At 70.3% G+C, this 22,840-nt stretch carries 21 protein-coding genes and 2 pseudogenes; 14 read left to right on the top strand and 9 right to left on the bottom strand.

Features of this window, described 5'->3' with window-relative positions; translation table 11 throughout:
• Entirely contained in the window at window positions 1-306 is a 306-nt protein-coding gene (locus O7610_RS17675) for a type II toxin-antitoxin system PemK/MazF family toxin (RefSeq protein ID WP_289211373.1), read from the bottom strand.
• Entirely contained in the window at window positions 296-535 is a 240-nt protein-coding gene (locus O7610_RS17670; protein WP_281551828.1) for a hypothetical protein, read from the bottom strand. The genes O7610_RS17675 and O7610_RS17670 overlap by 11 nt, the downstream gene beginning before the upstream one ends.
• A gap of 120 nt (window positions 536-655) precedes the next feature.
• Between O7610_RS17670 and O7610_RS30700 the strand changes: the two are divergent.
• Window positions 656-739 (top strand): annotated as a pseudogene (locus O7610_RS30700) (FAD-binding protein); the annotation flags it as partial.
• On the opposite strand, the gene tnpA reads toward O7610_RS30700, so the two are convergent.
• A complete protein-coding gene (gene tnpA, locus O7610_RS17665; RefSeq protein WP_502959111.1) occupies window positions 730-966 on the bottom strand; it encodes an IS200/IS605 family transposase in 237 nt (78 codons plus the stop codon). The pseudogene O7610_RS30700 and the gene tnpA sit on opposite strands and share 10 nt — an antisense overlap.
• 132 nt (window positions 967-1,098) lie before the next feature.
• Here tnpA and O7610_RS17660 point away from each other — a divergent pair, with 132 nt between their 5' ends.
• From O7610_RS17660 to O7610_RS17640, 5 genes and pseudogenes are all read left to right on the top strand, one after another.
• Window positions 1,099-1,332, top strand: coding sequence for a helix-turn-helix domain-containing protein (locus O7610_RS17660; protein WP_289211372.1), 234 nt, complete (start codon window positions 1,099-1,101; stop codon window positions 1,330-1,332).
• A gap of 44 nt (window positions 1,333-1,376) precedes the next feature.
• Window positions 1,377-1,625 (top strand): annotated as a pseudogene (locus O7610_RS17655) (GMC oxidoreductase); the annotation flags it as partial.
• 57 nt (window positions 1,626-1,682) lie between these two features.
• Window positions 1,683-3,236 carry a glutamine-hydrolyzing GMP synthase gene (gene guaA / locus O7610_RS17650; protein WP_289211371.1) on the top strand — a complete coding sequence of 518 codons (1,554 nt, stop codon included), beginning with the start codon at window positions 1,683-1,685 and terminating at the stop codon, window positions 3,234-3,236.
• A 276-nt stretch (window positions 3,237-3,512) separates the two neighbouring features.
• Window positions 3,513-4,457 carry an NUDIX hydrolase gene (locus O7610_RS17645; RefSeq protein ID WP_281567249.1) on the top strand — a complete coding sequence of 315 codons (945 nt, stop codon included), beginning with the start codon at window positions 3,513-3,515 and terminating at the stop codon, window positions 4,455-4,457.
• Between the two features lie 253 nt (window positions 4,458-4,710).
• On the top strand, window positions 4,711-5,769 hold the full coding sequence (locus O7610_RS17640; RefSeq protein WP_289211370.1) for a CDP-alcohol phosphatidyltransferase family protein: 1,059 nt from the start codon (window positions 4,711-4,713) through the stop codon (window positions 5,767-5,769).
• Window positions 5,770-5,811: 42 nt separating this feature from the next.
• Here the strand turns inward: O7610_RS17640 and O7610_RS17635 are convergent, their stop codons facing one another.
• The 3 genes from O7610_RS17635 to O7610_RS17625 form a co-directional block, all read right to left on the bottom strand.
• On the bottom strand, window positions 5,812-7,065 hold the full coding sequence (locus O7610_RS17635) for a phosphatidylserine decarboxylase (RefSeq protein ID WP_281551823.1): 1,254 nt from the start codon (window positions 7,063-7,065) through the stop codon (window positions 5,812-5,814).
• A gap of 76 nt (window positions 7,066-7,141) precedes the next feature.
• Entirely contained in the window at window positions 7,142-7,474 is a 333-nt protein-coding gene (locus tag O7610_RS30915; protein ID WP_281551822.1) for a hypothetical protein, read from the bottom strand.
• The gene (locus O7610_RS17625) at window positions 7,471-9,045 is read right to left on the bottom strand and encodes a PspC domain-containing protein (RefSeq protein ID WP_281551821.1); all 1,575 of its coding nucleotides are present in this window, start codon (window positions 9,043-9,045) and stop codon (window positions 7,471-7,473) included. The genes O7610_RS30915 and O7610_RS17625 overlap by 4 nt, the downstream gene beginning before the upstream one ends.
• 244 nt (window positions 9,046-9,289) lie before the next feature.
• On the opposite strand from O7610_RS17625, the gene O7610_RS17620 reads away from it, so the two are divergent.
• The 7 genes from O7610_RS17620 to O7610_RS17590 all read left to right on the top strand — a co-directional run bounded on the left by O7610_RS17620 (window position 9,290) and on the right by O7610_RS17590 (window position 17,493).
• The gene (locus O7610_RS17620; protein WP_281555720.1) at window positions 9,290-10,552 is read left to right on the top strand and encodes an ATP-binding protein; all 1,263 of its coding nucleotides are present in this window, start codon (window positions 9,290-9,292) and stop codon (window positions 10,550-10,552) included.
• The gene (locus tag O7610_RS17615) at window positions 10,545-11,252 is read left to right on the top strand and encodes a LuxR C-terminal-related transcriptional regulator (protein ID WP_281551820.1); all 708 of its coding nucleotides are present in this window, start codon (window positions 10,545-10,547) and stop codon (window positions 11,250-11,252) included. The genes O7610_RS17620 and O7610_RS17615 overlap by 8 nt, the downstream gene beginning before the upstream one ends.
• 458 nt (window positions 11,253-11,710) lie before the next feature.
• Window positions 11,711-13,312 (top strand): peptide ABC transporter substrate-binding protein, encoded by a 1,602-nt coding sequence (locus tag O7610_RS17610; protein ID WP_281551819.1) that lies wholly within the window; start codon window positions 11,711-11,713, stop codon window positions 13,310-13,312.
• Window positions 13,313-13,417: 105 nt separating this feature from the next.
• A complete protein-coding gene (locus tag O7610_RS17605; protein WP_289211369.1) occupies window positions 13,418-14,428 on the top strand; it encodes an ABC transporter permease in 1,011 nt (336 codons plus the stop codon).
• Between the two features lie 71 nt (window positions 14,429-14,499).
• A complete protein-coding gene (locus O7610_RS17600) occupies window positions 14,500-15,438 on the top strand; it encodes an ABC transporter permease (protein ID WP_348650037.1) in 939 nt (312 codons plus the stop codon).
• 8 nt (window positions 15,439-15,446) lie between these two features.
• Window positions 15,447-16,490, top strand: coding sequence for an ABC transporter ATP-binding protein (locus O7610_RS17595; RefSeq protein ID WP_281567251.1), 1,044 nt, complete (start codon window positions 15,447-15,449; stop codon window positions 16,488-16,490).
• Window positions 16,483-17,493: an ABC transporter ATP-binding protein gene (locus O7610_RS17590; protein WP_281551816.1), complete on the top strand. Its 1,011-nt coding sequence runs from the start codon at window positions 16,483-16,485 to the stop codon at window positions 17,491-17,493. The genes O7610_RS17595 and O7610_RS17590 overlap by 8 nt, the downstream gene beginning before the upstream one ends.
• A 131-nt stretch (window positions 17,494-17,624) precedes the next feature.
• Here the strand turns inward: O7610_RS17590 and O7610_RS17585 are convergent, their stop codons facing one another.
• Window positions 17,625-18,011 carry a chorismate mutase gene (locus tag O7610_RS17585; RefSeq protein ID WP_281551815.1) on the bottom strand — a complete coding sequence of 129 codons (387 nt, stop codon included), beginning with the start codon at window positions 18,009-18,011 and terminating at the stop codon, window positions 17,625-17,627.
• 315 nt (window positions 18,012-18,326) lie between these two features.
• Here O7610_RS17585 and pcrA point away from each other — a divergent pair, with 315 nt between their 5' ends.
• Window positions 18,327-20,786, top strand: coding sequence for a DNA helicase PcrA (gene pcrA, locus O7610_RS17580; RefSeq protein ID WP_281567253.1), 2,460 nt, complete (start codon window positions 18,327-18,329; stop codon window positions 20,784-20,786).
• A 22-nt stretch (window positions 20,787-20,808) separates the two neighbouring features.
• On the opposite strand, the gene O7610_RS17575 is transcribed toward pcrA, so the two are convergent.
• A complete protein-coding gene (locus O7610_RS17575) occupies window positions 20,809-21,747 on the bottom strand; it encodes a M23 family metallopeptidase (RefSeq protein WP_281567254.1) in 939 nt (312 codons plus the stop codon).
• A gap of 284 nt (window positions 21,748-22,031) precedes the next feature.
• The gene (locus O7610_RS17570) at window positions 22,032-22,796 is read right to left on the bottom strand and encodes a M23 family metallopeptidase (protein WP_281551812.1); all 765 of its coding nucleotides are present in this window, start codon (window positions 22,794-22,796) and stop codon (window positions 22,032-22,034) included.
• Between the last annotated feature and the right edge of the window lie 44 nt (window positions 22,797-22,840).

Raw genomic sequence — 22,840 nt, 5'->3', positions numbered from 1 at the left:
TCAAAGGATGTCGAGAACGGCGCGTAGCAGCCGGTTGACCTCGACCATCTCGGCCGGGCTCAGCCGGCCGACGCGCTCGCCGATCGCCTTTTCGACGTCGACGGCACGCAGTTGGTCCAGCATGAGTCGGGTTGGCTCGCCGCGCACGGTGACCTCGGGCCGGAACACGTACGGGTGGGTTGAGGCGGAGGTAGGAGCGACGATGATCGTGGACAGGTTGAGATCGTCGGACTGCACCACCACGGCGTACCGCGCTCCTTTTTGCTCATTGCGGGGTGCGCGCAGCCGGTAAACGTCACCACGCACTGAGCTCGTCCATCTCAGCCTGTACCCGGCGAACCTCCGCGAGGTCGTCGATGTCGCCACGAGCGTGCTCCGCGTCGGCCCGCATCCTTGCCCTCAGCGCCTGGTCGGCGTGCTCATCGAGAAGCCGCGTGATGACCTCGTCAATCGGCGCGTCACCGAACTCTTCCGTGCGGGTCCGCATCAGCCGGTCGCGAGTGGCCGTGCTGACCCGGATCGTCGTCGTCGCCATGCAGAGAAGTCTACGTATCGGGCTACTTGTCATCTACAACTCAGGTCTACTTCCTTCGGCTGCTTGCCGATCCGCTAGCGGCTGGTGGTGCAGCGGTTACCGGTCGGTAATGATGGCCGGATGCGGTACGACGTGGTCGTGATCGGCTCCGGGTTCGGCGGCAGCGTCGCCGCTCTGCGGCTCGCCGAAAAGGGCTACTCGGTGAAGTACGAGCCCGACCAGAGCTTGTTGGCCCGGTGGTAGTGGCGTGCGAGGTCGGGGAACTCCTGCCGGGGGCGGCGCGGCGGGACGCCCTTGAGTGAGTTGACCAGGCGGGAAACGGCGACTTCGGGTGGGTGGTCGACCAGCAGGTGGACGTGGTTGTGGCCGCCGTTGAACTCGACCAGTTCGGCCTCGAAGTCCGTGCACACGTCCCGCATGATCTGTTTCATGCGGGTCAGGTGCCGGTCGGCGAACACCGTGTGCCGGAACCTCGTCACGAAACCAAGTGGACGTGCATCGCGACGACGCAGTGCCTGCCGGTACGGACACCTTCGACTTCTGGCGTAGACCAATATGGTGTCGTGTGGTTCGTGCAGCTCCGGTACCAGTTCCGGGTCTATCCGACGCCCGGCCAGCAGATCGCGCTGGCGAAGGCGTTCGGATGCGCCCGGGTGGTGTTCAACGACGGGCTGCGCGCCCGGCGGACCGCCCACGAGCAGGGTCTGCCGTACGTGTCGGACGCCGAGCTGTCCAGGCGGGTCATCACGCGGGCCAAGGCGACTCCGGAGCGGGCGTGGCTGGGCGTGGCTGGGTGAGGTGTCGGCGGTGGTGTTGCAGCAGGCCCTCGCGGACCTGAACACCGCGTACCGCACCTTTGACCGCGCACATCCTGGGCGGGCGGTGATCGGCGCCAGCCGCTCCGACGGCGTCGTCGACGCGTACCACCGGGTTTTCGGTTGTCTGGGCCTGTACGTGGTCGACGGCGCGGCGGCGCCGGCCAACCGGGGGGGGGGTGAACCCGTCGCTGACCATCGTCGCGCTCGCCGAGCGGGCGATGGCCCACTGGCCGGTCAAGGGCGAGCCGGACCGCCGCCCCCCGGCGAGCTGAGCCGCGACCCTGAACCATCGTCGGGACGGTTCGGCGACGGTCGGTAGGCTCCGGAGCATGAGCACGCCGCGTCCGGTCCTGGTGGTGGACTTCGGAGCCCAGTACGCCCAGCTGATCGCCCGTCGGGTGCGCGAGGCCAAGGTCTACTCGGAGATCGTCCCGCACGACATGCCGGTGGCCGAGATGATGGCCAAGGAGCCGGCCGCGATCATCCTGTCCGGCGGCCCGGCCAGCGTCTACGCCGACGGTGCCCCGCAGGTCGACCCGAAGCTGTTCGACGGTGGGGTGCCGGTCTTCGGCATCTGCTACGGCTTCCAGGCGATGGCGCTGGCGCTCGGCGGCACGGTGGCGCACACCGGCAACCGGGAGTACGGCGGCACCCCGCTGGCCGCCCGTCCCGAGGCCGGAGTGCTGCTGCGGGAGCTGCCGACCGAGATCCCGGTGTGGATGAGTCACGGTGACTGCGTGACCGCCGCGCCGGAAGGGTTCACGGTCACCGCCGGCTCGGCCGGGGCGCCGGTCGCCGCGTTCGAGGATCTCGCCGGCCGGCGGGCCGGGGTGCAGTTCCACCCGGAGGTGGGGCACACCGCGCACGGCCAGCTGATGCTGACCCGCTTCCTGTACGACATCGCCGGCATCGAGCCGACCTGGACGCCGCAGAACATCATCGACGAGCATGTGGCCCGGATCCGCGAGCAGGTCGGTGCCAAGGAGGTCATCTGCGGGCTGTCCGGCGGAGTCGACTCGGCGGTCGCCGCCGCGTTGGTGCACCGGGCTGTCGGCGACCAGTTGACCTGTGTCTTCGTCGACCACGGGCTGCTGCGGGCAGGGGAGGCCGAGCAGGTCGAGTCGGACTACGTCGCCGCGACCGGGATCAAGTTGAAGGTGGTCGACGCCACCGACCAGTTCCTCGGCGCGCTGGCCGGGGTGACCGACCCGGAGCAGAAGCGCAAGATCATCGGTCGGGAGTTCATCCGGGTCTTCGAGGCGGCGGCCCGCGAGGTGGCCGCCGCCGGTGACGTCGAGTTCCTGGTGCAGGGCACCCTCTACCCGGACGTGGTGGAGTCCGGTGGCGGCACCGGCACCGCCAACATCAAGTCGCACCACAACGTCGGCGGGCTGCCGGACGACCTGCAGTTCGCCCTGGTCGAGCCGCTGCGCACGTTGTTCAAGGACGAGGTGCGGGCGCTCGGCCTGCAACTCGGGCTGCCGGAGGCGATGGTTTGGCGGCACCCGTTCCCCGGCCCGGGGCTGGCGATCCGGATCATCGGCGCGGTCGACCGGCAGCGGCTGGACCTGCTGCGCGCCGCCGATCTGATCGCCCGCGAGGAGCTGACCGCCGCCGGGCTGGACCGCGACGTCTGGCAGTTTCCGGTGGTGCTGCTGGCCGACGTGCGCAGCGTCGGGGTGCAGGGCGACGGGCGCAGCTACGGCCACCCGGTGGTGCTGCGTCCGGTGTCCAGTGAGGACGCCATGACTGCCGACTGGTCCCGGCTGCCGTACGAGGTGATCGGCCGGATCTCCACCCGGATCACCAATGAGGTGCCCGAAGTGAACCGGGTGGTGCTGGACGTGACCAGCAAGCCGCCGGGCACCATCGAGTGGGAGTGAACTGACCGGTCAGCCGGTGGTGGCCGAGGGGCGATCATCCGGTCCGTGGTGGGTCGCCGGAGTTGCTTGTACGGGGCCTGAGCTGTGGGGTTCTGGGAGGTCGTCATGCTTCAACGGTCCACGCGGCGGTCCTCGGCGACCTCGGTGACCCCCCGGATCAATACCCTGATCCGTCCCGGAATGCGGCTCTAGGTAGTCAAGTAGTTACCTAGAATACTGTCGCCAATCTGACAGTCGTCCGCGCCGACTGGCCACTTGCGGGCAGAATTCGGACTCGTGACTCCCGCCCTAGAGCCGCTTCGCAGGATCGCGGCATACGCTGTCTGTGCCGATTCGGAGGACCGGGTTCTGCTGGTCCGCGCCTCTCCGCGCTCTGGTACACCCGGGGTGTGGTCGCTGCCGGGAGGAGCGGTGGACCACGGGGAGGATCCCAACCACACCGTGGTCCGGGAGACCGCCGCGGAAACCGGCATTTCGGTCGCGATCACCGGGTTGCGTGACGTGCTTGCCGACATGCGCTCCCTTCCTCGGCGCGGAATCACCCTGCACACCGACCGGTTGATCTACGATGCGTCGATCCGTGGCGGGCAGATCTGCCACCGGATCAACCAGCCTACCGACCTCGCCCGGTGGTGCAGTCTGGACGAGGCGAAGCAACTGCCGCTGCGTCCGTTCACCGCCAGTGCCCTCGGCCTGCCGCCGGAGACGATCGACCTGCGCCCGGACACCGCTCCCGACTTCCCGTCGTTCTACGCCGTACCGGGGCCGGACGGGCTGCACCGGGCGCAACGGTTCGCCGCGTACGCGGTCGCCACCGATCCGGCTCGGCGGGTCCTGCTGACCCGGATCGCGCCCGGCTACCCGGGTGCCGGTCGGTGGCATCTGCCCGGCGGTGGCACCGACTACGGCGAACAGCCTGGCACGGCGCTGATCCGAGAGCTGGTCGAGGAGACCGGCCAGCGTGGCAGGCTGGTCCGGCTGCTCGGCGTGGCCAGCCACCGGGACGCGGCCTCGCTCGGTCCGGAGGGCTACCCGATCGACTGGCACGGGGTGCGCGCCTTCTACCAGGTGGAGGTGGACCGCCCGTCGCTGCCGATCGTCACTGACATCGGTGGGTCGACCTCGGAGGCCCGCTGGTTCGCTCGGACGGATCTGGCTGCCATCCGGTCGGAGCTGACCGAGGTGACCGCCGAGGCGGTCGGAGCCGCCCGGCTGGTCTGACCCCGACCCTGGCGGTGCCCTCCGACGCTCGGCGGCACCGCTGGGAAGGCTGTCGTCGATGCTTGCTTCAGCTAGCACCGCTTGCTGAAGCAAGCGCATCGCCGTGAGCAGGTGACCGGTTTGGCCCGGACGAACCGGCATAACTCAGACTGATCTCTCGCCATCCCGCGTCGGCTGTGCAATGGTGTAGGCCGCATAATCGGGCGTCCGGCACAAACTTGCGCCGGGCGACCGACCGATGATGGAGGGATCCGTGGCGAGAGCCCCGTGGCGGCGGCGGCGTACGACTGACAGTCCCCGGCCGGCAGGACGTCAATGGGCGGGCCGTCGATGGACCGGTCCGCTTCGTCGTAGTGGCAGCCTGGCCCGCCAGGTCCTGCTGGTGCGGGTCGGCCGCAGCGGCAGCGACCGGCTCCGTTTCGGCCGGCGGTCGGCGGACTCCGTCGGACGGTACCGGGTTGACCCGCTGACGGCGGCCGAGATCGCCGCGATCGTTCCGCTCAGCCCGGCGGTCGGTCCGGTCGGTCCGGCACCTGCCACCGGTGTCGAGGACCGCCCGATCGCCCCCGACGACCACACCGCCACGGCGGACAGCCGGCCCGGAGAGCTGCCGCCGGCTGCCGTACCGCTGCTGCCCGGCACCCCGACGGCGGCCCGGCGGGCCGGCTTCGTGCTGGTCAACTCGACTACGCTGGCCAGCCTCACGCTCGGCCTCACCGCCATCTTCCTGGCGATGGAAGGCGACGTACGCCCGGCTGCGGCCTGCCTGATCGCCTGCGTGGTCTTCGACGGACTCGACGGGGCGCTGGCCCGCCGGCTCGGGGTGGCGAGCCCGTTCGGCGCGCAGATGGACTCACTCGCCGACATGTGCTCGTTCGGGCTGGCCGCCCCGGTCGTCGTCTACGCCTCGCTGGCCGGCTCGGTCTCCACCACCGCCGCGGCGGTCGCCTGCGCCCTGGTCGCCGGCTGCGCAGCGATCCGGCTGGCCCGGTTCAACGTGTCGCCGTGCGACGGCCGGTTCTTCACCGGCGTACCGACCACGCTGGCCGCCGCCGTCCTCGGTCTCGGCGTGCTGATCGACGTCCCGATCCCCGGCGGTGCGCAGCTGGCGGTCGTGGCGCTGCTGGCCTTCGCGATGATCTCCAGCTTCCCGTACGCGAAGCTGGCCCGGCTGATCAAGCTGCCGCCGTGGCTGTGGGTCGTGCCGGTGGTCGGCGCGTTGATCGACGCGCGGCTGACCTTCGGCCTGACCGTGCTGGCCTACCTGGTGAGCGGGCCGGTGCTCTGGCTGCACCAGCGGCGGGCCACCTGACCCTCAGCCACCGGCCCGGCCCCGACCGGCCGGCTCTGGGGGTCAGCGCCAGCGGGCGATCACCGAGCTGCCACCGGCCACCCGGTCACCCGGCCCGACCAGCGCCTCGGCGGCGTCCGCCGGCAGGTAGACGTCGGTGCGTGAACCGAACCTGATCAGCCCGAACCGCTCACCCTTGGCGAGTAGACTGCCGACCGGGGCGCGGTGCGCGATCCGTCGGGCCACCATTCCGGTACGCTGCGCGACCACCACCCGGCCCCGAGCGGTCTCCAGCACCGTGTACGCGGCGACGTTGTGCTCGGCGGCCGGCTTCATCGCGGCGGCGAAACCGCCGTCGGTGACGAAGTGGTCGACCACCCGGCCGGCCACCGGGCTGCGGTTGACGTGCACGTCGAGCACCGAGAGGAAGACCGCGATCCGCAGGAACCCGGTGGCACCGAGCCGTTCGTCGTGCACCCGCTCCACCGACAGCACCCGGCCGTCGCTCGCCGCGACCACGGCGGTCGGATCCTCCGGAACGTCGCGTTGCGGATCGCGGAAGAACGCGGCGACCGGGCCGGCGGCCAACGCCGGCAGCAGCCAGAGCCGGCTCTTCGGCCGGGCCAGCCGGGTCGCCGCGGCCAGCCCGAGGGCGATCCCGGCGGCGGCCACGCCGCTGGAATCGATGTGCATCCCCCGGGTCAGCGGCACGCTGCTCGTCCGGAACGCCGGCCCCAGCTTGGCGGCCCGGTCGACCGGCGCCGGGGTGAACCGCAGCCGGTGCACCCGCAGCGGCGGGACGTTGCGCAGCACCAGGTCACTGCCGACGCCGAAGAGCGCCACCTGCCGGTCCAGTTCGGCGGCCGCACCCGAGGTGCCGCCCGGCAGCGCAGCGACGGCCACGGACAGCACGGCGCCTTCGGTGAGGTACTTGCCGTAGCCGTCGATCATGACGCGGGCCTGCTCACCACTGCCGGTGAGGACGGTCCCGATGATGAGCAGGTCGGCCGGGTCGGCGGCCGACGCCGTCTCGATCACCCGGACCCGTTCGTCGACCCACGGGCCGTGGCCGGCGATCTCCGCCCGCAGCTGTGCCGTCTGGTCGACGCTGGCCGGCACCACGGTCATCGTGTCGCCGGGTAGCAGTGCGTCGATGGCGGCGTCGACCAGCATCGATCCCGGGGCCACCTCGACCAGCAGGACGTGCTTCGCCGCGTTGTCCCGGGCGAGTTCGGCGGTCAGCGCCCGGGCGGCGCGGTCGCCGACGTCGGCGCGGGCACGAAGCACGGAAGTGACTGGTACGGGGGTGTCGGACATGGCGGACGGGCTCCTCGCGGCAATGGTGGGACGCGGACCCAGCATAGGTGCACCACCGGTGGGCTGCAGCGGGCCGTCAACCACCCGATCCGCTGGGCCGGGTGGCCGGCTCGGCAGACGTCGGGGCATCGGACGTCGGCCCGGCGGACGTCGGCCCGGCGGGCGCGGAGGCGTCGGCTTCCGCCGGCCCGTGGGCCTGGCCAGCGGTGCCGGGGGGCGGTTCGCTGCGGCCGGACCGCAACGCGCCCACCAACCCGAGTACGCCGAGCAGGATCAGCCCGCCGGCGACGATCCAGCCGACCCGGGGCAGCGGTACGTCGACTGACTGGGCGATCAGCCACCAACCGGCGATCAGGAGGAAGATCAGGCCGAAGGTGAGGGAGACGCCGTCGGTGCGGTGCCGTTTCATCGGATGACCTCCAGGTCGCCGGCGTTGATTTCGATCCGCAGGGTGAGTTCGCCGCCGCCGGTACCGTCCGATCCGAGGTCCTCCACGATGCGGCGGCCCTGCTCGAAGCCGTCCCAGCGGTGTCCGAGCACGGACGCGTTACCGGCGTTCATGTCGGTCTCGGTCCGTACGTCGACCTCGTCCGGCAGGTAGACGCGAAGTTTGCCGAACGACAGCGAGACCGTCACGTCCTTCTGCCGGTCGGTGAAGTCCACGTTGCGCAGGTCCAGCACGGCGTCGCCGAACGTTGCCTGGTAACGCGAATCCACCTGGCCGTAGGTGGCCGGTTTCCACACCATCGGCTCCGATGCGGCCTCCTTGGCCGACTCGGCGAGGCTGGAGACACCGACCGCTGCGGCAGCCGTCAGACCCAGCGCGATGAGCCAGCGGGCCCGGCCGATCCAGGCCCCGACCAGCAGCCCGACCGCGATCGTGGCGAGTACCGCCGCGAAGTAGGCCGAGGGTGGCGTGGGCGCCAGGTCGGTCAGGTCGAGCGCGGTGACCAGCCCGAGCACCACGAAGATCATCGAAAATGTGATGGTGCCCAGCCGGGACCGTTCCTTACGGGGCCGTGGCGCGACCGACGGTGGCGGTGGCACCGGGTGCGGTGGGACCGGAGGTGGCGGGGGAAACTGCCCCGGTGGCCCGCTACGACCCGCGTACGGGCCGTAGGGCGCGAATGGTGCCCGGTAGCCCCCGAGGGCTGCCGGCTGGCCGGCGGCGACCGGTGCGGCCGCTAGCGCCGCTCCCGCTACCGGCCCGTACGGCGGCGGACCGTATCCCGCCGGTGGCGGCGGACCGTATCCCGCCGGTGGCGGCGGACCGTACCCGGCCGGTGGCGGTGGGCTGTACGCGGCCGGTGGGCCGTATCCCGGCGGTGGCGGCGCCGGGGGTCCAGCCGGTCGCGGACCGTCCTCCCGGAGACTGCGGTTGAGCAGCAACACGCCGCCGATCAGCACCGCCGAACCGAGCAGGACGGCCCGGAACCCGTCGGTCACGATGAAGCCGAACATGACAGCGGCGAGGATGCCGATCACCAGGACGGTGACCGGTGAAGTACTCGACCGGCCCCGGCCAAGCAGCCCTTCCACCGGCGAGGTGCTGTCCCCCTCACTCGGGGTGGCCAGCCACACCACCAGATACACCAGGATGCCGATACCGCCGAAGAAGCCGAGCACCGCCAGCAGCACCCGCCACAGAACCGGGTCGGTGTTGGTGGCCCGGCCGATGGCTCCGCACACCCCGGCCAGGTACCGGCCCTGACGCGGCCTGATCAACCCGTACCGCGAGGCGAGGGCCTCGGCCTGCGGAGGCGGTGGCTGCCAGCCGTACCCGGTGGTGGGGGGGTCCGTCGGCGGGGCCGACGCGGTCCCGCCGGCCGACTCGCCCGCTGGACTGGCCGCCCCTGCCGGCCCCGTTGCCTGGTCGGGTGGCTGCGTCGACTCGTCCGCTGGGTCGGGTGGCTGTGCCGGTTCGGTCGCTGGGTCGGGTGGCTGCGCCGGTCCACCTGGCTTGGTCGGGTCGTCGGTCATACTTGTGATCCTCCGTGTCCGGCTGCCCGACCTGCCTCGGGAATCGACCCTGAAGCCACCCTGACTTTCCAGACGGTGGCTGTCCGGGACGTCCCCGTGGTCGCGCGGGTCGTCGCCGTGTGACGATCGAATCCACCGGCCGGTATCCACCGGCCGAAGTCACCGCCGCCGGGCGCCGCCGGCCGGAATCGGCCGTCAGACCGTCCACGTCCCACCCGCCGAGGAGGCAGCGATCACTACCGCGATCGAGCCGCCACGTCTGTATCGCAGTCGCGAGCAGCGGGTGGTCGCCGGAGTCGCCGCCGGGATCGCCCACCACCTGCGACTGCCGGTGGTCGGCGTACGGGTGGCGTTCGTCGTACTGATCGGGTTCAGCGGCCTCGGGGTGCTGCTCTACGCGGCGTTCTGGGCGGTGGTGCCACCTGCGACCGTTGGGCCCCCGAAGCGTCGCGACCTGGGCGAACTACTGCCGTTCGTGGCGATCGGCCTCGGCGTCATCTTGATCCAGGTGCTGGTCTTCGAATCCAGTGGAGTGAGTGCCACCGCCGGCTGGCTGGTGGCGGTCATCGCGGTCGGGACCGGGATCATCTGGCACCAGTCGGCACCGGAGCGCCGGCGGGCCTGGCGGGAGACCCTGCCACAGGTGCCGTGGCTGGGCGCGGTGGTCGACGAGAGCGACCGCCGGGCCTTCCTGCTGCGGTTCATCGGCGGCGGGCTGCTGGTGGCGGTCGGCGTGATCGGGGTGGTGGCGGTGTATTCGCCCCGGGGCGACTTCGCCGCCGTCATCAACGGCGTCATCTTCGCCCTGGTCGGTCTCGCTGGCGTCGGGGTGGTCACCGCCCCGGTGCTGTGGCGGACGTTCAACCAGTTGCGCACCGAGCGGGAGGGCCGGGTCCGGGAGCAGGAGCGGGCCGAGCTTGCCGCGATGATCCACGACCAGGTGCTGCACACCTTGGCGCTGATCCAGCGCAACGCCGCCGACCCGAAGACCGTGCAGCGGCTGGCCCGGGGGCAGGAGCGGACGCTGCGGAACTGGCTCTACAAGCCGACCGCCTCGCCGACCGAGCGGTTCGCGGCGGCGTTGGAGCAGGTCGCGGCCGAGGTGGAAGACACTTTCGGATTGTCCGTCGAGGCCGTTGTGGTGGGCGACCGGGGCACCGACGAGCGGGTTGGCGCGCTGGTGGCGGCGACCCGGGAGGCGCTGGTCAACGCGGCGCGTCACGCCGGGGTGCAGACTGTGTCGCTGTACGCGGAGGTGGAGCCGGAGCAGCTCAGCGTCTTCGTCCGGGACCGGGGCGCGGGCTTTGACCCGACCCGGGTGGGGGACCACCGGCACGGGGTGCGCGGCTCGATCGTCGGCCGGATGCGCCGGCACGGCGGTCGAGCCGAGATCATTAGTACGCCGGGCTCGGGTACCGAGGTCCGGCTGACGCTGCCGGTCGGGCCGGAGAGCCGGCGGCCTGGGCCGGAGAGCCGACAGCCTGGAGAGGATGGCCGACATGAGTGAACCGACCAGCCAGCCGGCGGCGGGTGGGGCACCGGGGCAGCCGGACGGACGGCGGTTGCGGGTATTCCTGGTCGACGACCATGCGATGTTCCGTACCGGGGTCCGCGCCGAACTCGGCGCCCACGTGGATGTGGTGGGCGAGGCGAGCACGGTGGCCGAGGCGGTCAGCGGGATCGCCGCGGTCGGCCCCGACGTGGTGCTGCTCGACGTACACATGCCTGATGGTGGGGGACGGGCGGTGCTGGACGCGGTGCTGCGGGGCTCGGGCGTGGCGCGGCCGTCGGTGCGGTTCCTGGCGCTGAGCGTCTCGGACGCGGCGGAGGACGTGATCGGGCTGATCCGGGCCGGCGCACGTGGCTACGTGACAAAGACGATCTCACCGGACGATCTGGCGGCGGCGATCCAACGGGTGGCCGACGGGGATGCGGTGTTCAGCCCCCGGCTGGCCGGGTTCGTGCTGGACGCGTTCGCCGCCCGGCCGGACGCGCCGGTGGTGGATCCGGAGCTGGACCAGCTGACCAACCGGGAGCGGGAGGTGCTGCGGCTACTCGCCCGGGGCTACGCCTACAAGGAGATCGCCAAGGAGCTGTTCATCTCGATCAAGACGGTGGAGACCCACGTCTCGAACGTGCTGCGCAAGCTGCAGATGTCGAACCGGTACGAACTGTCCAGATGGGCGGCGGACCGCCGGCTCATCTGACCGACCAGCGGACTTGCTCTATCTCCCGGATGGTGGGAACCTGGTTGGCGATCCGTCCGGTGTCGATCATGGCGGGCCTGGTTGTGGGCTCGCGATGCGTCTGCTGCGGACCGGTGTTAACCCTGAGGTTACAAGCCGGCAATTGCCGCCAATCCGGCATCCGGGCACCTCGGACAAGTGGTGACTAATCGTATTGACTTAACATCCGAACGTGATGGAGGGGTCGCGGGGAAGGTCACACGAGGGCTTTCCTACTCTGCGGTAATAAGGGTTGTACAGTGGTCGGATGCCCAGGTCAGGGCGGGTCTGAGCGACGGTTGAGTGATCTTGACCGGAGTATCGGGGCCGTCCCGTCCGCGTATCACCTTGATAACGGCACCTTCACGCAACGGGCTACCTGGTGTCACAGTGTCAGTCACCTCACAACCCCCCCGTGAGCGCCCTGAGGAGGCTCTCCCATGCGTGGGAAAACCCTAAAGGTGGCGGTCGCAGCGACCGCCATCGCTCTGTTCGCCACCGCTTGCAGTAGCGACGGCGAAGACACCACGGAGAACAACAACTCCGGCGGTACGCTTCGCATCTACGCCTCGGAGCCGGCGTTCCTGCTGCCGTCCGCTGGTGACGACGAGCCGTCCATCCTGGTCATCCGCCAGCTCTACCGTGGTCTGGTCAAGTACAACGCCGAGACCGGTGAGCCGGAGAACGACCTCGCCGAGTCGATCGAGTCCGAGGACAACAAGACCTGGACGGTCACGCTCAAGGACGGCTACACCTTCGACAACGGTGAGCCGGTCAACGCCGACGCCTTCATCCGGGCGTGGAACTACACGGCGTACGGGCCCAACGCCCAGAACAACGCCTACTTCATGAAGCGCATCGTCGGCATCGACGAGGTCAGCGGCGAGGAGCCGGCGGCCGAGGAGCTCTCCGGCCTGGCCAAGGTCGACGAGCTGACCTTCACCGTCGAGCTGAAGGAGCCGTTCGCCGGCTTCCCGGCGATCGTCGGCTACTCCGGGTTCTTCCCGATGGCCGAGGCCTGCCTCGAGGACACCGACGCCTGCAACGAGACCCCGATCGGCAACGGTCCGTACAAGATCGAGGGCAGCTGGGAGCACGACCAGCGGATCCAGTTGGCGCGCAGCGAGACCTGGGCCGGTGAGGAGAAGGGCGCGGCCGACGTCCTGGACTACAAGATCTACGCCGATGTGGACGCCGGCTACGCCGCCTTCCAGTCCGGCGAGCTGGACGTGATGTACACCATCCCGCCGGCGCGGTACCAGGAGGCCAAGCAGCAGTACGGCGACCGGATGTACGAGGCCCCCGGCGACAGCTTCACCTACGTCGGCTTCCCGACCTACGACGAGCGCTTCGCCGACAAGCGGGTCCGGCAGGCCTTCTCGCTCGCGGTCGACCGGCAGGGCATCATCGACGCCGTCTTCGACGGCCGGTTCACCCCCGCTGAGGGCGTTGTGGCGCCGACCTTCGACGGCTACCGCCCGGGTGTCTGCGAGTACTGCACCCAGGACGTCGAGCGGGCCAAGGAGCTGCTGGAAGAGGCCGGCGGCTGGGACGGCGAGCCGCTGGTGCTGTGGGCCAACGCCGGTGCCGGTCACGAGCAGTGGCTGCAGGCGGTCGGCGACCAGCTGAAGGCCGCGCTGGGCATCGACTACGAGCTGAAGGTCAACCTGCAGTTCCCCGAGTACCTGGCGACCGCCGACGAGAAGGAGTTCACCGGTCCGTTCCGGCTCGGCTGGGGCCCGGACTACCCGGTGGTCGAGACCTACCTCTACCCGCTCTACGGCTCCGGTTCGGACAGCAACGCGTCCGGCTACAACAACCCCGACTTCGACGCGCTGATCGCCCAGGGCGACGCCGCGGCGGACCTCGAGGCGGCCATCCCGTTCTACAACCAGGCCGAGGACCTCATCGTGGAGGACATGCCGGTCATCCCGATGTGGTTCAGCAAGATCGCTGCGCTGTACGGCGAGAACGTCGACGAATTCCACTGGAACAAGATCTCGGACGCTGAGTACGGCAAGATCACTCTGAAGAACTCCTGACCTGCGAGTCTGACTGATCAAGTCGTAACGCGACGTGGCGGCAACGGGAACTCCCACGAGGGGGCCTGTTGCCGCCACGTTTAGCGCCGAGAGGAGACCCCCCAGATGGGGCGCTACGTCATCCGACGGTTGCTCCAGTTCATCCCCACCGTGCTGGGCACCATGTTCCTACTGCACTACGTCACGTCGCTGGGCATCCAGTTCAGCGGCAACCCGGTCCGGGCGATCTTCGGCGACCGCAAGCCGACAGAAGCTCAGCTCGCCGCCATGACCGAGAAGCTCGGCTTCGGCGACCCCTGCCTGGAGCAGCCGGGCAACCCGTGCTTCGGTCTGTTCCTCGACCGCCTGCAGGACATCTTCCTGCGCTTCGACTTCGGCATCAACCTGCAGCAGGAGCCGGTCACCGAGCTCGTCTCCCGGGCCCTGCCGCACACCCTCAAGCTGGTGCTCATCGCCATCGTCTTCGAGGCGGTCATCGGCATCTTCGCCGGCGTCCTGGCCGGTCTGCGTAACGGCAGCTTCTGGGACTACCTGGTCAAGATCTCCACGGTCTTCGTCATCTCCGTGCCGATCTTCGTCCTCGGCGTCGTGGTCCGCCAGTACGTCGGCGTCGAGTTCGGCAACGTCCTGCGCGGGCAGGACTGGATACCGGAACTGATCTCGCGAGGCGTCTTCGGCGCCGGGTTCATCGCCGACTACCCGACCGCCAGCCTGGTCATCCCCGGCATGGTGCTCGGCGCGGTCTCCCTGGCCACCACCGCCCGGCTCACCCGGACCAGCATCATGGAGAACGTCCGGGCCGACTACGTGCGTACCGCCAAGGCCAAGGGTCTGGCGAACCGGCGGGTCATCGGCGTGCACACACTGCGCAACTCGCTCATCCCGGTGATCACGTACCTCGGTGTCGACATCGGCTCGCTGATGGGCGGCGCGGTGGTCACCGAGCGGATCTTCAACGTACGTGGTATCGGATCGTTGGTCGCCCAGGCCGCCACCTCCGGTGAAGCCTCGGTGGCGATCGGTGTGGTGACCATGCTGGTCATGGTCTTCCTGCTGGTGAACCTGCTGGTGGACCTGCTTTACGCGGTCCTCGATCCGAGGATCCGCTATGAGTGATCACAATGGACCGAACATCTGGCCCGGTGCCGTGCTGATCCACGGCGGACCGAGCGTAGCGAGGTGCCACCATGAGTGACCCGACCCATCCCACGGCCCCCGCCGGCGGCACCGAGGTGGCACCACCGCCACCCGAACCGGCCCCGGCCGCGGCCACCACCGAACGCAACGCCAGCCTGTGGGCCGACGCCCGGCGGCAACTGCTGCGCGACCCGGTCTTCATCGCCGCGTCGATCTACGTGCTGCTGGTCGCGTCGATGGCCGCCTTCCCCACCCTGTGGACCCGGCAGGACCCGCGCGCCTGCGACGTCCAGCGGACCCGGATCGCGCCCAGCTGGGAGCACCCGTTCGGGTTCAACAACCTGGGCTGCGACTACTACTCGCACGCCATCCACGGGGCCCGGCCGTCGCTGCAGATCGCGATCTTCGCCACGCTGGGCATCGTCCTGCTCGGCGGCACCGCCGGGCTGCTCGCCGGCTACTTCGGCGGCTGGGTGGACGCGATCATCTCGCGGATCACCGACATCTTCTTCTCGCTGCCGTTCCTGCTCGGTGCGATCGTCTTCCTGACCGTGATCAAGCAGCAGAACGTCTGGACGCTGGCCGCCGTCCTGATCGTGCTCGGCTGGACCACCATCGCCCGGATCATGCGCGGCAGCGTGCTCTCCTCCAAGGGCCTGGACTACGTGCAGGCGGCCAAGGCGATGGGGGCCGGGCACGGTCGACTGATGTTCCGGCACATCCTGCCGAACGCGATCGCACCGATGGTCGTCTACGCGACGATCACCCTGGGCGCGTTCGTCTCCGCCGAGGCGACGCTGACCTACCTCGGTGTCGGTCTGCAGCCACCGGAGGAGTCCTGGGGGATCATGATCTCCCAGCACCAGGTCTACTTCCTGGACCACCCGTGGCTGCTGCTCTTCCCGTGCGGGCTGCTGGTCGGCACGGTGCTCTCCTTCATCCTCATGGGCGACGCCCTGCGTGACGCCCTCGACCCGAAGCTGCGGTGAGGTGAGCCATGGCGACAGACAGAGACATCACCGCCACCATCGACGCGCTGCCCGGCCTCGACGCCAGCGCACCGCCGCTGGAGGTCAACGACCTGCAGGTCGAGTTCCGCACCCGCAACGGCATCGCCCGCGCGGTCAACGGGGTGAGCTTCTCGTTGCAGGCCGGCGAGACCCTGGCCATCCTGGGTGAGTCCGGTTGCGGCAAGAGCGTCACCGCCCAGGCGATCATGGGCATCATCGACTCGCCGCCCGGGTTCGTCACCGGCGGCGAGATCAAGTATCGGGGCGTGGACCTGCTCAAGCTGCCCGAGTCGCAGCGGCGCAAGATCCGGGCCAACCGGATCGCGATGATCTTCCAGGACGCGCTGTCGGCGTTGAACCCGGTGTTCACCGTCGGCTTCCAGCTCTCCGAGCTGTTCCGCAAGCACCGGGGGATGTCCCGGGCCGACGGGAAGGCACGGGCGGTCGAGCTGCTCGACCTGGTGAAGATCCCGGCGGCCAAACAGCGGGTCGGCGACTTCCCGCACCAGTTCTCCGGTGGCATGCGCCAGCGGGTGATGATCGCGATGGCGCTGGCTCTCGACCCCGAGGTGCTGATCGCCGACGAGCCGACCACCGCGCTCGACGTCACCGTCCAGGCCCAGGTGATGGCTTTGCTCGCGGAGCTGCAGCGGGAACGCAACATGGGCCTGGTGCTGATCACCCACGACATGGGGGTGGTGGCCGACGTCGCCGACCGGATCTCGGTCATGTACGCCGGTCGGGTCGTCGAGGAGGCGCCGGTGCGGGACATCTACGCCTCGCCGGCGCACCCGTACACCAAGGCGCTGCTGGAATCGATCCCCCGGATCGACCTCAAAGGCCAGGAGCTGAACGTCATCAAGGGCCTGCCGCCCGCGCTGACGAACATCCCGGCCGGCTGCTCGTTCAACCCGCGCTGCCGGTACGCGCAGGATGTCTGCCGGGCCGACCCGGAGCCGCCCCGGTTCGCGCTAACGCCGAGCCGGACCTCCGCCTGCCACTTCTGGAAGGAGGTCAAGGGCGATGAGTGACGTTGTCCTGGAGACCAAGGATCTGGTCAAGCACTTCCCGCTGACCCAGGGCATCCTGTTCAAGAGGCAGATCGGCGCGGTCCGCGCGGTGGACGGGATCAGCCTCCAGCTGCACCGGGGCGAGACGCTCGGCATCGTCGGCGAGTCCGGCTGCGGCAAGTCCACCCTGGCCAAGCTGCTTGTCGGGTTGGAGACCCCGTCGTCCGGTTCGATCATGGTGCACGGCGCGGACGTGGCCGGCCGCAGCGGCGCCGAGATGCGCCGGGCCCGGCGCAACATCCAGCTGGTGATGCAGGACCCGTACACTTCGCTGAACCCGCGGATGACGGTCGGTGACCTGATCGGCGAGCCGTTCGAGATCCACCCGGACGTGGCGCCGAAGAGCGACCGTAGCCGCCGCGTCCAGGAGCTGTTGGAGCTGGTCGGCCTCAACCCGGACCACATCAACCGCTACCCGCACCAGTTCTCCGGCGGGCAGCGGCAGCGGATCGGCATCGCCCGGGCGCTGGCGCTGCGCCCGGAGATCATCCTCTGCGACGAGCCGGTCTCCGCGCTGGACGTGTCGATCCAGGCGCAGGTGATCAACCTGCTGGAGCAGCTGCAGAAGGAACTGGGGCTGTCGTACATCTTCATCGCCCACGACCTGTCGGTGGTGCGGCACATCGCACACCGGGTCGGTGTGATGTACCTCGGCAAGATCGCGGAGATCGGCACCGAGGAGGAGATCTACGAGCGGCCGACCCACCCGTACACCCAGGCGTTGCTCTCCGCGGTCCCGCTGCCCGACCCGACGGTGCGCGGCCTGCGGGACCAGATCGTGCTGGAAGGCGACGTGCCGTCACCGGCCGACCCGCCGTCGGGCTGCCGGTTCCGGACCCGCTGCTGGAAGGCACAGGACATCTGCGCCGCCGAGGAACCGACCCTGACGGTACGGGAGACGTCGGCGCACCCCAGCGCCTGCCACTTCGCCGAGGTGCGCGACGTCGTGCACGTCACCGAGTAGTCCGGGCGCCGGCCCGCTCGTCGCCTCGCATCACGTTGACGCATGGTGGGAGCGGGCCGGCTGGCCGCCCTCGTGCGTTCCGCCCGGCTGAATCGAGCGCCGGCTGGCTGAGGTGACGGCCGGGCCGGTGATCACAGTGGGCCGCGGCCGGCCCGCAGCACCAGCAGCGCCAACTGGGTGCCGTCGGCACCCAGTTCAGACCGGTAGCGGTCGACAATCTCACGTTCCCGGGAGAGCACCAGCCGGGTGCCGCCCGAGGCGATCCGGACCGCGCCCACCTGCCGCGACAGCTCGGCCCGTTCCTGCCAGAGCGCGATCAGCGCGTCGTCGATCTCGTTGATCCTGTTTCGGATGGCCAGGATACGGTCGGCCGCCTCCGGCGCGTCCGTCCCGGTCTGGTGACGACCGTCGGATCGCCCTGCCGGGCCGGTCGCGCCAGACTGGCCCGCCTCCTCAGCGGTGCCGGCCGGTGGCGTCGCGCTGCTGTCGGCGGTGTGCGCAACGGCGTTGGTCCCCATGTCCTGCCTCCTGGACTGTCCGGCCCCGGTGGACGCGGAACCCGGAACGCGAAGTGCCCCGGGCTCTCGCGAGAGCCCGGGGCACTTGTAGGTCTGATGATCAGGCGCGACCTACGGCAGCCGGACTCCCGGAACCGTAGCTAAAGAAGAATCGTGCCTGGCGGATCACGCTACGAGTATGCCCAGGCTGGCGACGCCAGCGCAAGAATTCCGCCACCCTCTGGGAAGACACCCAGCGCGCCGACGGCCCCAGTCTGGCGGCGCGGGCCTGGCGGCGCGGGGCTGTCGGTCGTGCGGCATAGACTCGCCCGTGCGATGCATCCACTCTTCGAAACCCCAGCGGCCCCATCCGTACCAGTCACGGATCGGGGCGGTCCGCCGGCTGAGCCCAGTTCGGCCGGCCGAGGGCCGGCTGAGCCCAGTTCGGCCGGCCGAGGGCCGGCTGAGCCCAATTTGGCTGCCGCCGCGCTGCTGACCGGGCTCAACGGCCCGCAACGAGAGGCGGTCACCCACGCCGGTGGCCCGCTGCTGATCGTGGCCGGCGCTGGTTCCGGCAAGACGAAGGTGCTCACCCACCGGATCGCGTACCTGCTCGCGGCCAGGCAGACCCACCCCGGTGAGGTCCTGGCGATCACCTTCACCAACAAGGCGGCCGGTGAGCTGAAGGAGCGGGTCGGCAACCTGGTCGGGCCGCGGGCCCGGATGATGTGGGTCTCCACCTTCCACTCCGCCTGCGTACGGATCCTGCGGGCCGAGCACGAGCACGCGGGGCTGAAGTCGACGTTCTCCATCTACGACGCGGACGACTCACGGCGGCTGATGCAGCTGGTCGCCCGGGAGCTCGACCTGGACCCGAAGCGCTACCCGGCCCGTGGGCTGGCCACCCAGGTGTCGAACCTGAAGAACGAGCTGGTCGACCCGGAGACGTTCGCCGACCGGGCGGCCGGCCCCAATGAGCGGGCCCTGGCCGAGGCTTACACGCTCTACCAGCGTCGGCTGCGCGAGGCACACGCGCTCGACTTCGACGACCTGATCATGACGACGGTGCACCTGCTGCAGGCCCACCCGCACGTGGCCGGCAGCTACCGGCGGCGGTTCCGGCACGTGCTGGTCGACGAGTACCAGGACACCAACCACGCGCAGTATCAGCTGGTCAAGGAGCTGGTGGGCGACGGGTCGGACGACGTGCCGCCGGGGGAGCTCTGCGTGGTCGGCGACGCAGACCAGTCGATCTACGCCTTCCGGGGCGCCACCATCCGCAACATTCTGGAGTTCGAGCGGGACTTCGCCCAGGCCAGGACGATCCTGCTGGAGCAGAACTACCGCTCCACCCAGACGATCCTGACCGCCGCCAACGCGGTGATCACCAACAACGCCGGCCGCAAGCCGAAGCGGCTGTGGAGCGACCAGGGCGACGGCGAGCAGATCGTCGGCTACGTCGCCGACACCGAGCACGCCGAGGCGGACTGGGCGGCCCGGCAGATCGACCGGTTGTGCGACGACGGCGCGGCCCGACCGGGCGACGTGGCGGTCTTCTACCGCACCAACGCCCAGTCCAGGGTCTTCGAGGAGGTGTTCATCCGGGTCGGCCTGCCGTACAAGGTGGTCGGCGGGGTGCGCTTCTACGAGCGTAGGGAGGTCCGCGACGCGCTGGCCTACCTGCGGGCGGTGGTCAACGCCGACGACACGGTGAGCATCCGGCGGGTACTCAACACGCCGCGTAGGGGCATCGGCGACCGGGCCGAGGCGTGCGTCGAGGCGCTGGCCGCCCGCGAGCGGATCTCGTTCGGTGCTGCGCTGGGCCGGGCGGCCGAGGCACCGGGGATCTCCACTCGGGCGGTGAACGCGATCACCGACTTCGTGGCGCTGCTCGACGGCGTGCGGGAGCAGCTGGCCACCACCACCCCGGAGGAGGCACTGGAGTCGGTGCTGCTGCGCTCGGGCTATCTGACCGAGCTGGAGGAGAGCCTGGATCCGCAGGACGCCGGCCGGGTGGAGAACCTGCAGGAGCTGGTCAGCGTGGCCCGCGAGTACACCGAGCGGGTCGAGGCGTCCGACGAGCCGGCGACCGTGGCCGGCTTCCTGGAGCAGGTCGCGCTGGTCGCCGACGCCGACCAGGTGCCTGACGACGACCCGGACCACCAGGGTGTGGTCACCCTGATGACGCTGCACACCGCCAAGGGCCTGGAGTTCCCGGTGGTCTTTCTGACCGGTCTGGAGGACGGCGTCTTCCCGCACCTGCGGGCCCTCGGCGACACCCGGGAGCTGGAGGAGGAGCGGCGGCTGGCGTACGTCGGGATCACCCGGGCCCGGCAGCGCCTGTTCCTGTCCCGGTCGGTGACCCGGGCCGCGTGGGGGCAGCCGGCATACAACCCGCCGTCGCGGTTCCTCTCCGAGTTGCCGGCCGAGCTGGTCCGCTGGGAGCGGACCGAGGCGGCGTACACCTCCTGGTCGGGCACGGGTGGCGGGGTCGGTGGGCGGTCGGCCGCCGCAGACCGGTCACCGGTCGCGCGAGGTGGCGGCTTCGCCGGCGGTACGCCGAAAGCCGCCCGCCTCGCTCAGCGGCTCGGGGTGGACCCGAGTCGGCTGAGTACCGCCAGCGAGCTGCCCACCGCGCCCAAGGTGACGGTGGGGGAGCGGGTCAACCACCAGCGGTACGGGCTGGGCCGGGTGTTGGCGGTGGAGGGGCACGGGCCGGGAGCCAGGGCGCAGGTCGACTTCGGCGACCAGACGATGTGGCTGGTGCTGCGGCACGCGCCGATCGAGAAGGTTTGACCCCGGACCCGTACCGAACCGGTCAGCAGCCCAGGTCGACGCCGCGTTCGCGCATCCACGGGGCGGGGTCCACCTGGCTCCATAGCCCGCCGATGTGTACCTCGAAGTGCAGGTGCGGGCCGGTGGAGTCGCCGGTGGAGCCCTCCGCACCGATGGTGTCCCCGGGGGCCACCCGGTCGCCGACCGACACGCTGGTCGCGGAGAGGTGCGCGTAGTGGGTCAGCACACCGCCGCCGTGGTCGATCACCACCGAGATCCCGTAGCCGGTGTACGCCCAGCCGGCGACCTGCACCGTCCCAGCGCCGGCGGCGAGCACCGGGGTGCCGGCCGGCAGAGCCAGGTCGATCCCGGCGTGCAGGACGCCCCAGCGCTGGCCGTAGCAGGAGGTGATCTGTGCCCCGGGCATCGGGGTGACCCAGTCGGACGTGCCGGCCGTCGAGCTCGGCTGCGCCGCCGTCGCCGAGGTCGTTGCCGGGTCACCGCTGTCCCTGTTGTCGTCGCTGCTGTTGGCGTCGGCCGACCCTGCGGGCTCGTCGTCGGTCCGGGTCGGCGCGTCGTCGGCTGCTTCGGTCGGGTCCGCCGGTTGACCGGTCTCCTCGGCACGGCTGGTGCTGCTGTCGGTGGGCGCCGCGCCGAAGCCGGTCTCGTCCCCGCCGCTGTCCGGGGTGGCCGTCGGCTGACGGGTGCTCCGGTCGGCGCGTCCCGCCGCGTCGGCCCGGTCGGCGAGGGCCGAGGTCGTCGCCGGATCGGTCGCGGTGGGGTCGGGGGCGGAGTTAAGTGCGGTGGCCGCGCCGCCGATCCCGAGGGCCGCCACGGCCAGGACGGTGAGGGCGGCGGTGCGGGTCCGGCGGCCGAACTCCGCTACCTGGGCGTGCCTGCCGGGCGGAACCAGCCGGTGCAGCCCTGGTGGCCGACGCCGGGTCGAGGGCTTGCTGCGCTCCGTGGGCTCGGGGTGCGACACGGGAGTGACCTCCGCGGTAAGGGGGGCACGGACCCGGAAATGGTGGTGTGCCAGGCACGGTGGGTGGGTACCGGGTAGTCACAGAAGGCGAGGAGCACCGCTCGGAGGCCGGAATTTCGTGACTCTCCGTGTTTGGATGGGGGATTTCTTGACTGGACCGATAGTGGTTCAGGTCACAAAATCCAATGTGACGCAGGACATATTTTCGCTGGTGGTGGGCGTCCGGACTGCACAAAGAACCGCTCAGACCGTGCGGCCTGAGCGGTTTCTTCAGTCACTCAATGTCAGGGCTCGACGACGCCACCGTAGATCGCCTCGACCTGCAGCTTGAGGTCCACTCCCTTGCCCCGCAGCCAGGTGATCGGATCCTGCGGCTCCGAGTCCACGTGCACCTCGAGATGCAGGTGGGCGCCGTAGGAGTGACCGGTGTTGCCGACGTCGCCGAGCAGATCACCGGCTTCTACCCGCTGACCGGCGGTGACCCGCAGCCGGGACGCATGGCCGTAGACGGCCTCGGTCCCGTCGTCGTGCTTGACGATCACGCAGTAGCCGTAGCCGCCGTTCCAGCCGGCGAGGGTGACCGTGCCGGCGTGGATCGAGTGGAACGGGGTGCCCTCGGCGGCGGCCAGGTCGACGCCGGCGTGCAGCTTTCCCCAGCGCATGCCGTACGGAGAGGTGAAGGTGTAGCCGCGCAGCGGCAGCATCCAGACGTCCGGGGCAGCCTGGGTCATCGAGGTGGCCGGGGTCCGGTCGGCGTCCCGGGAGGCGCGCTCGGCGTCCTCGGCCCGCTCGCTGATCTGGCTGTCCAGGTCCAGGGCCTGGTCGTCGATCTCCAGGGCCTGGTCGCTCAGGGCGACGCTGTTCTCCAGGTCGGCCAGGGCCGCCGGGCTGAGCGTCTTGGCGTCGGGCATCGCGCTGGCCCCGAGGGCGACGACACCCGCGCCGACGACGGCGGTGGTCATGACGACCGCGTAGCGGCTACGGGGTGGAGTCGGTACGCGGCGACGACCCCGATATCGATCGGGCTCTGACGACAGGCGCTGGCGCACGCACACCCTCCATCGGCGGGTAGTTCGGCGGCGGTGCGAGCATC

This window comes from Solwaraspora sp. WMMA2065 (genome assembly GCF_030345075.1).
Lineage (GTDB): Bacteria > Actinomycetota > Actinomycetes > Mycobacteriales > Micromonosporaceae > Micromonospora_E.
Note: the sequence above shows the minus strand (reverse complement) of the source record. Positions and strands in the feature narration are given on the sequence as shown.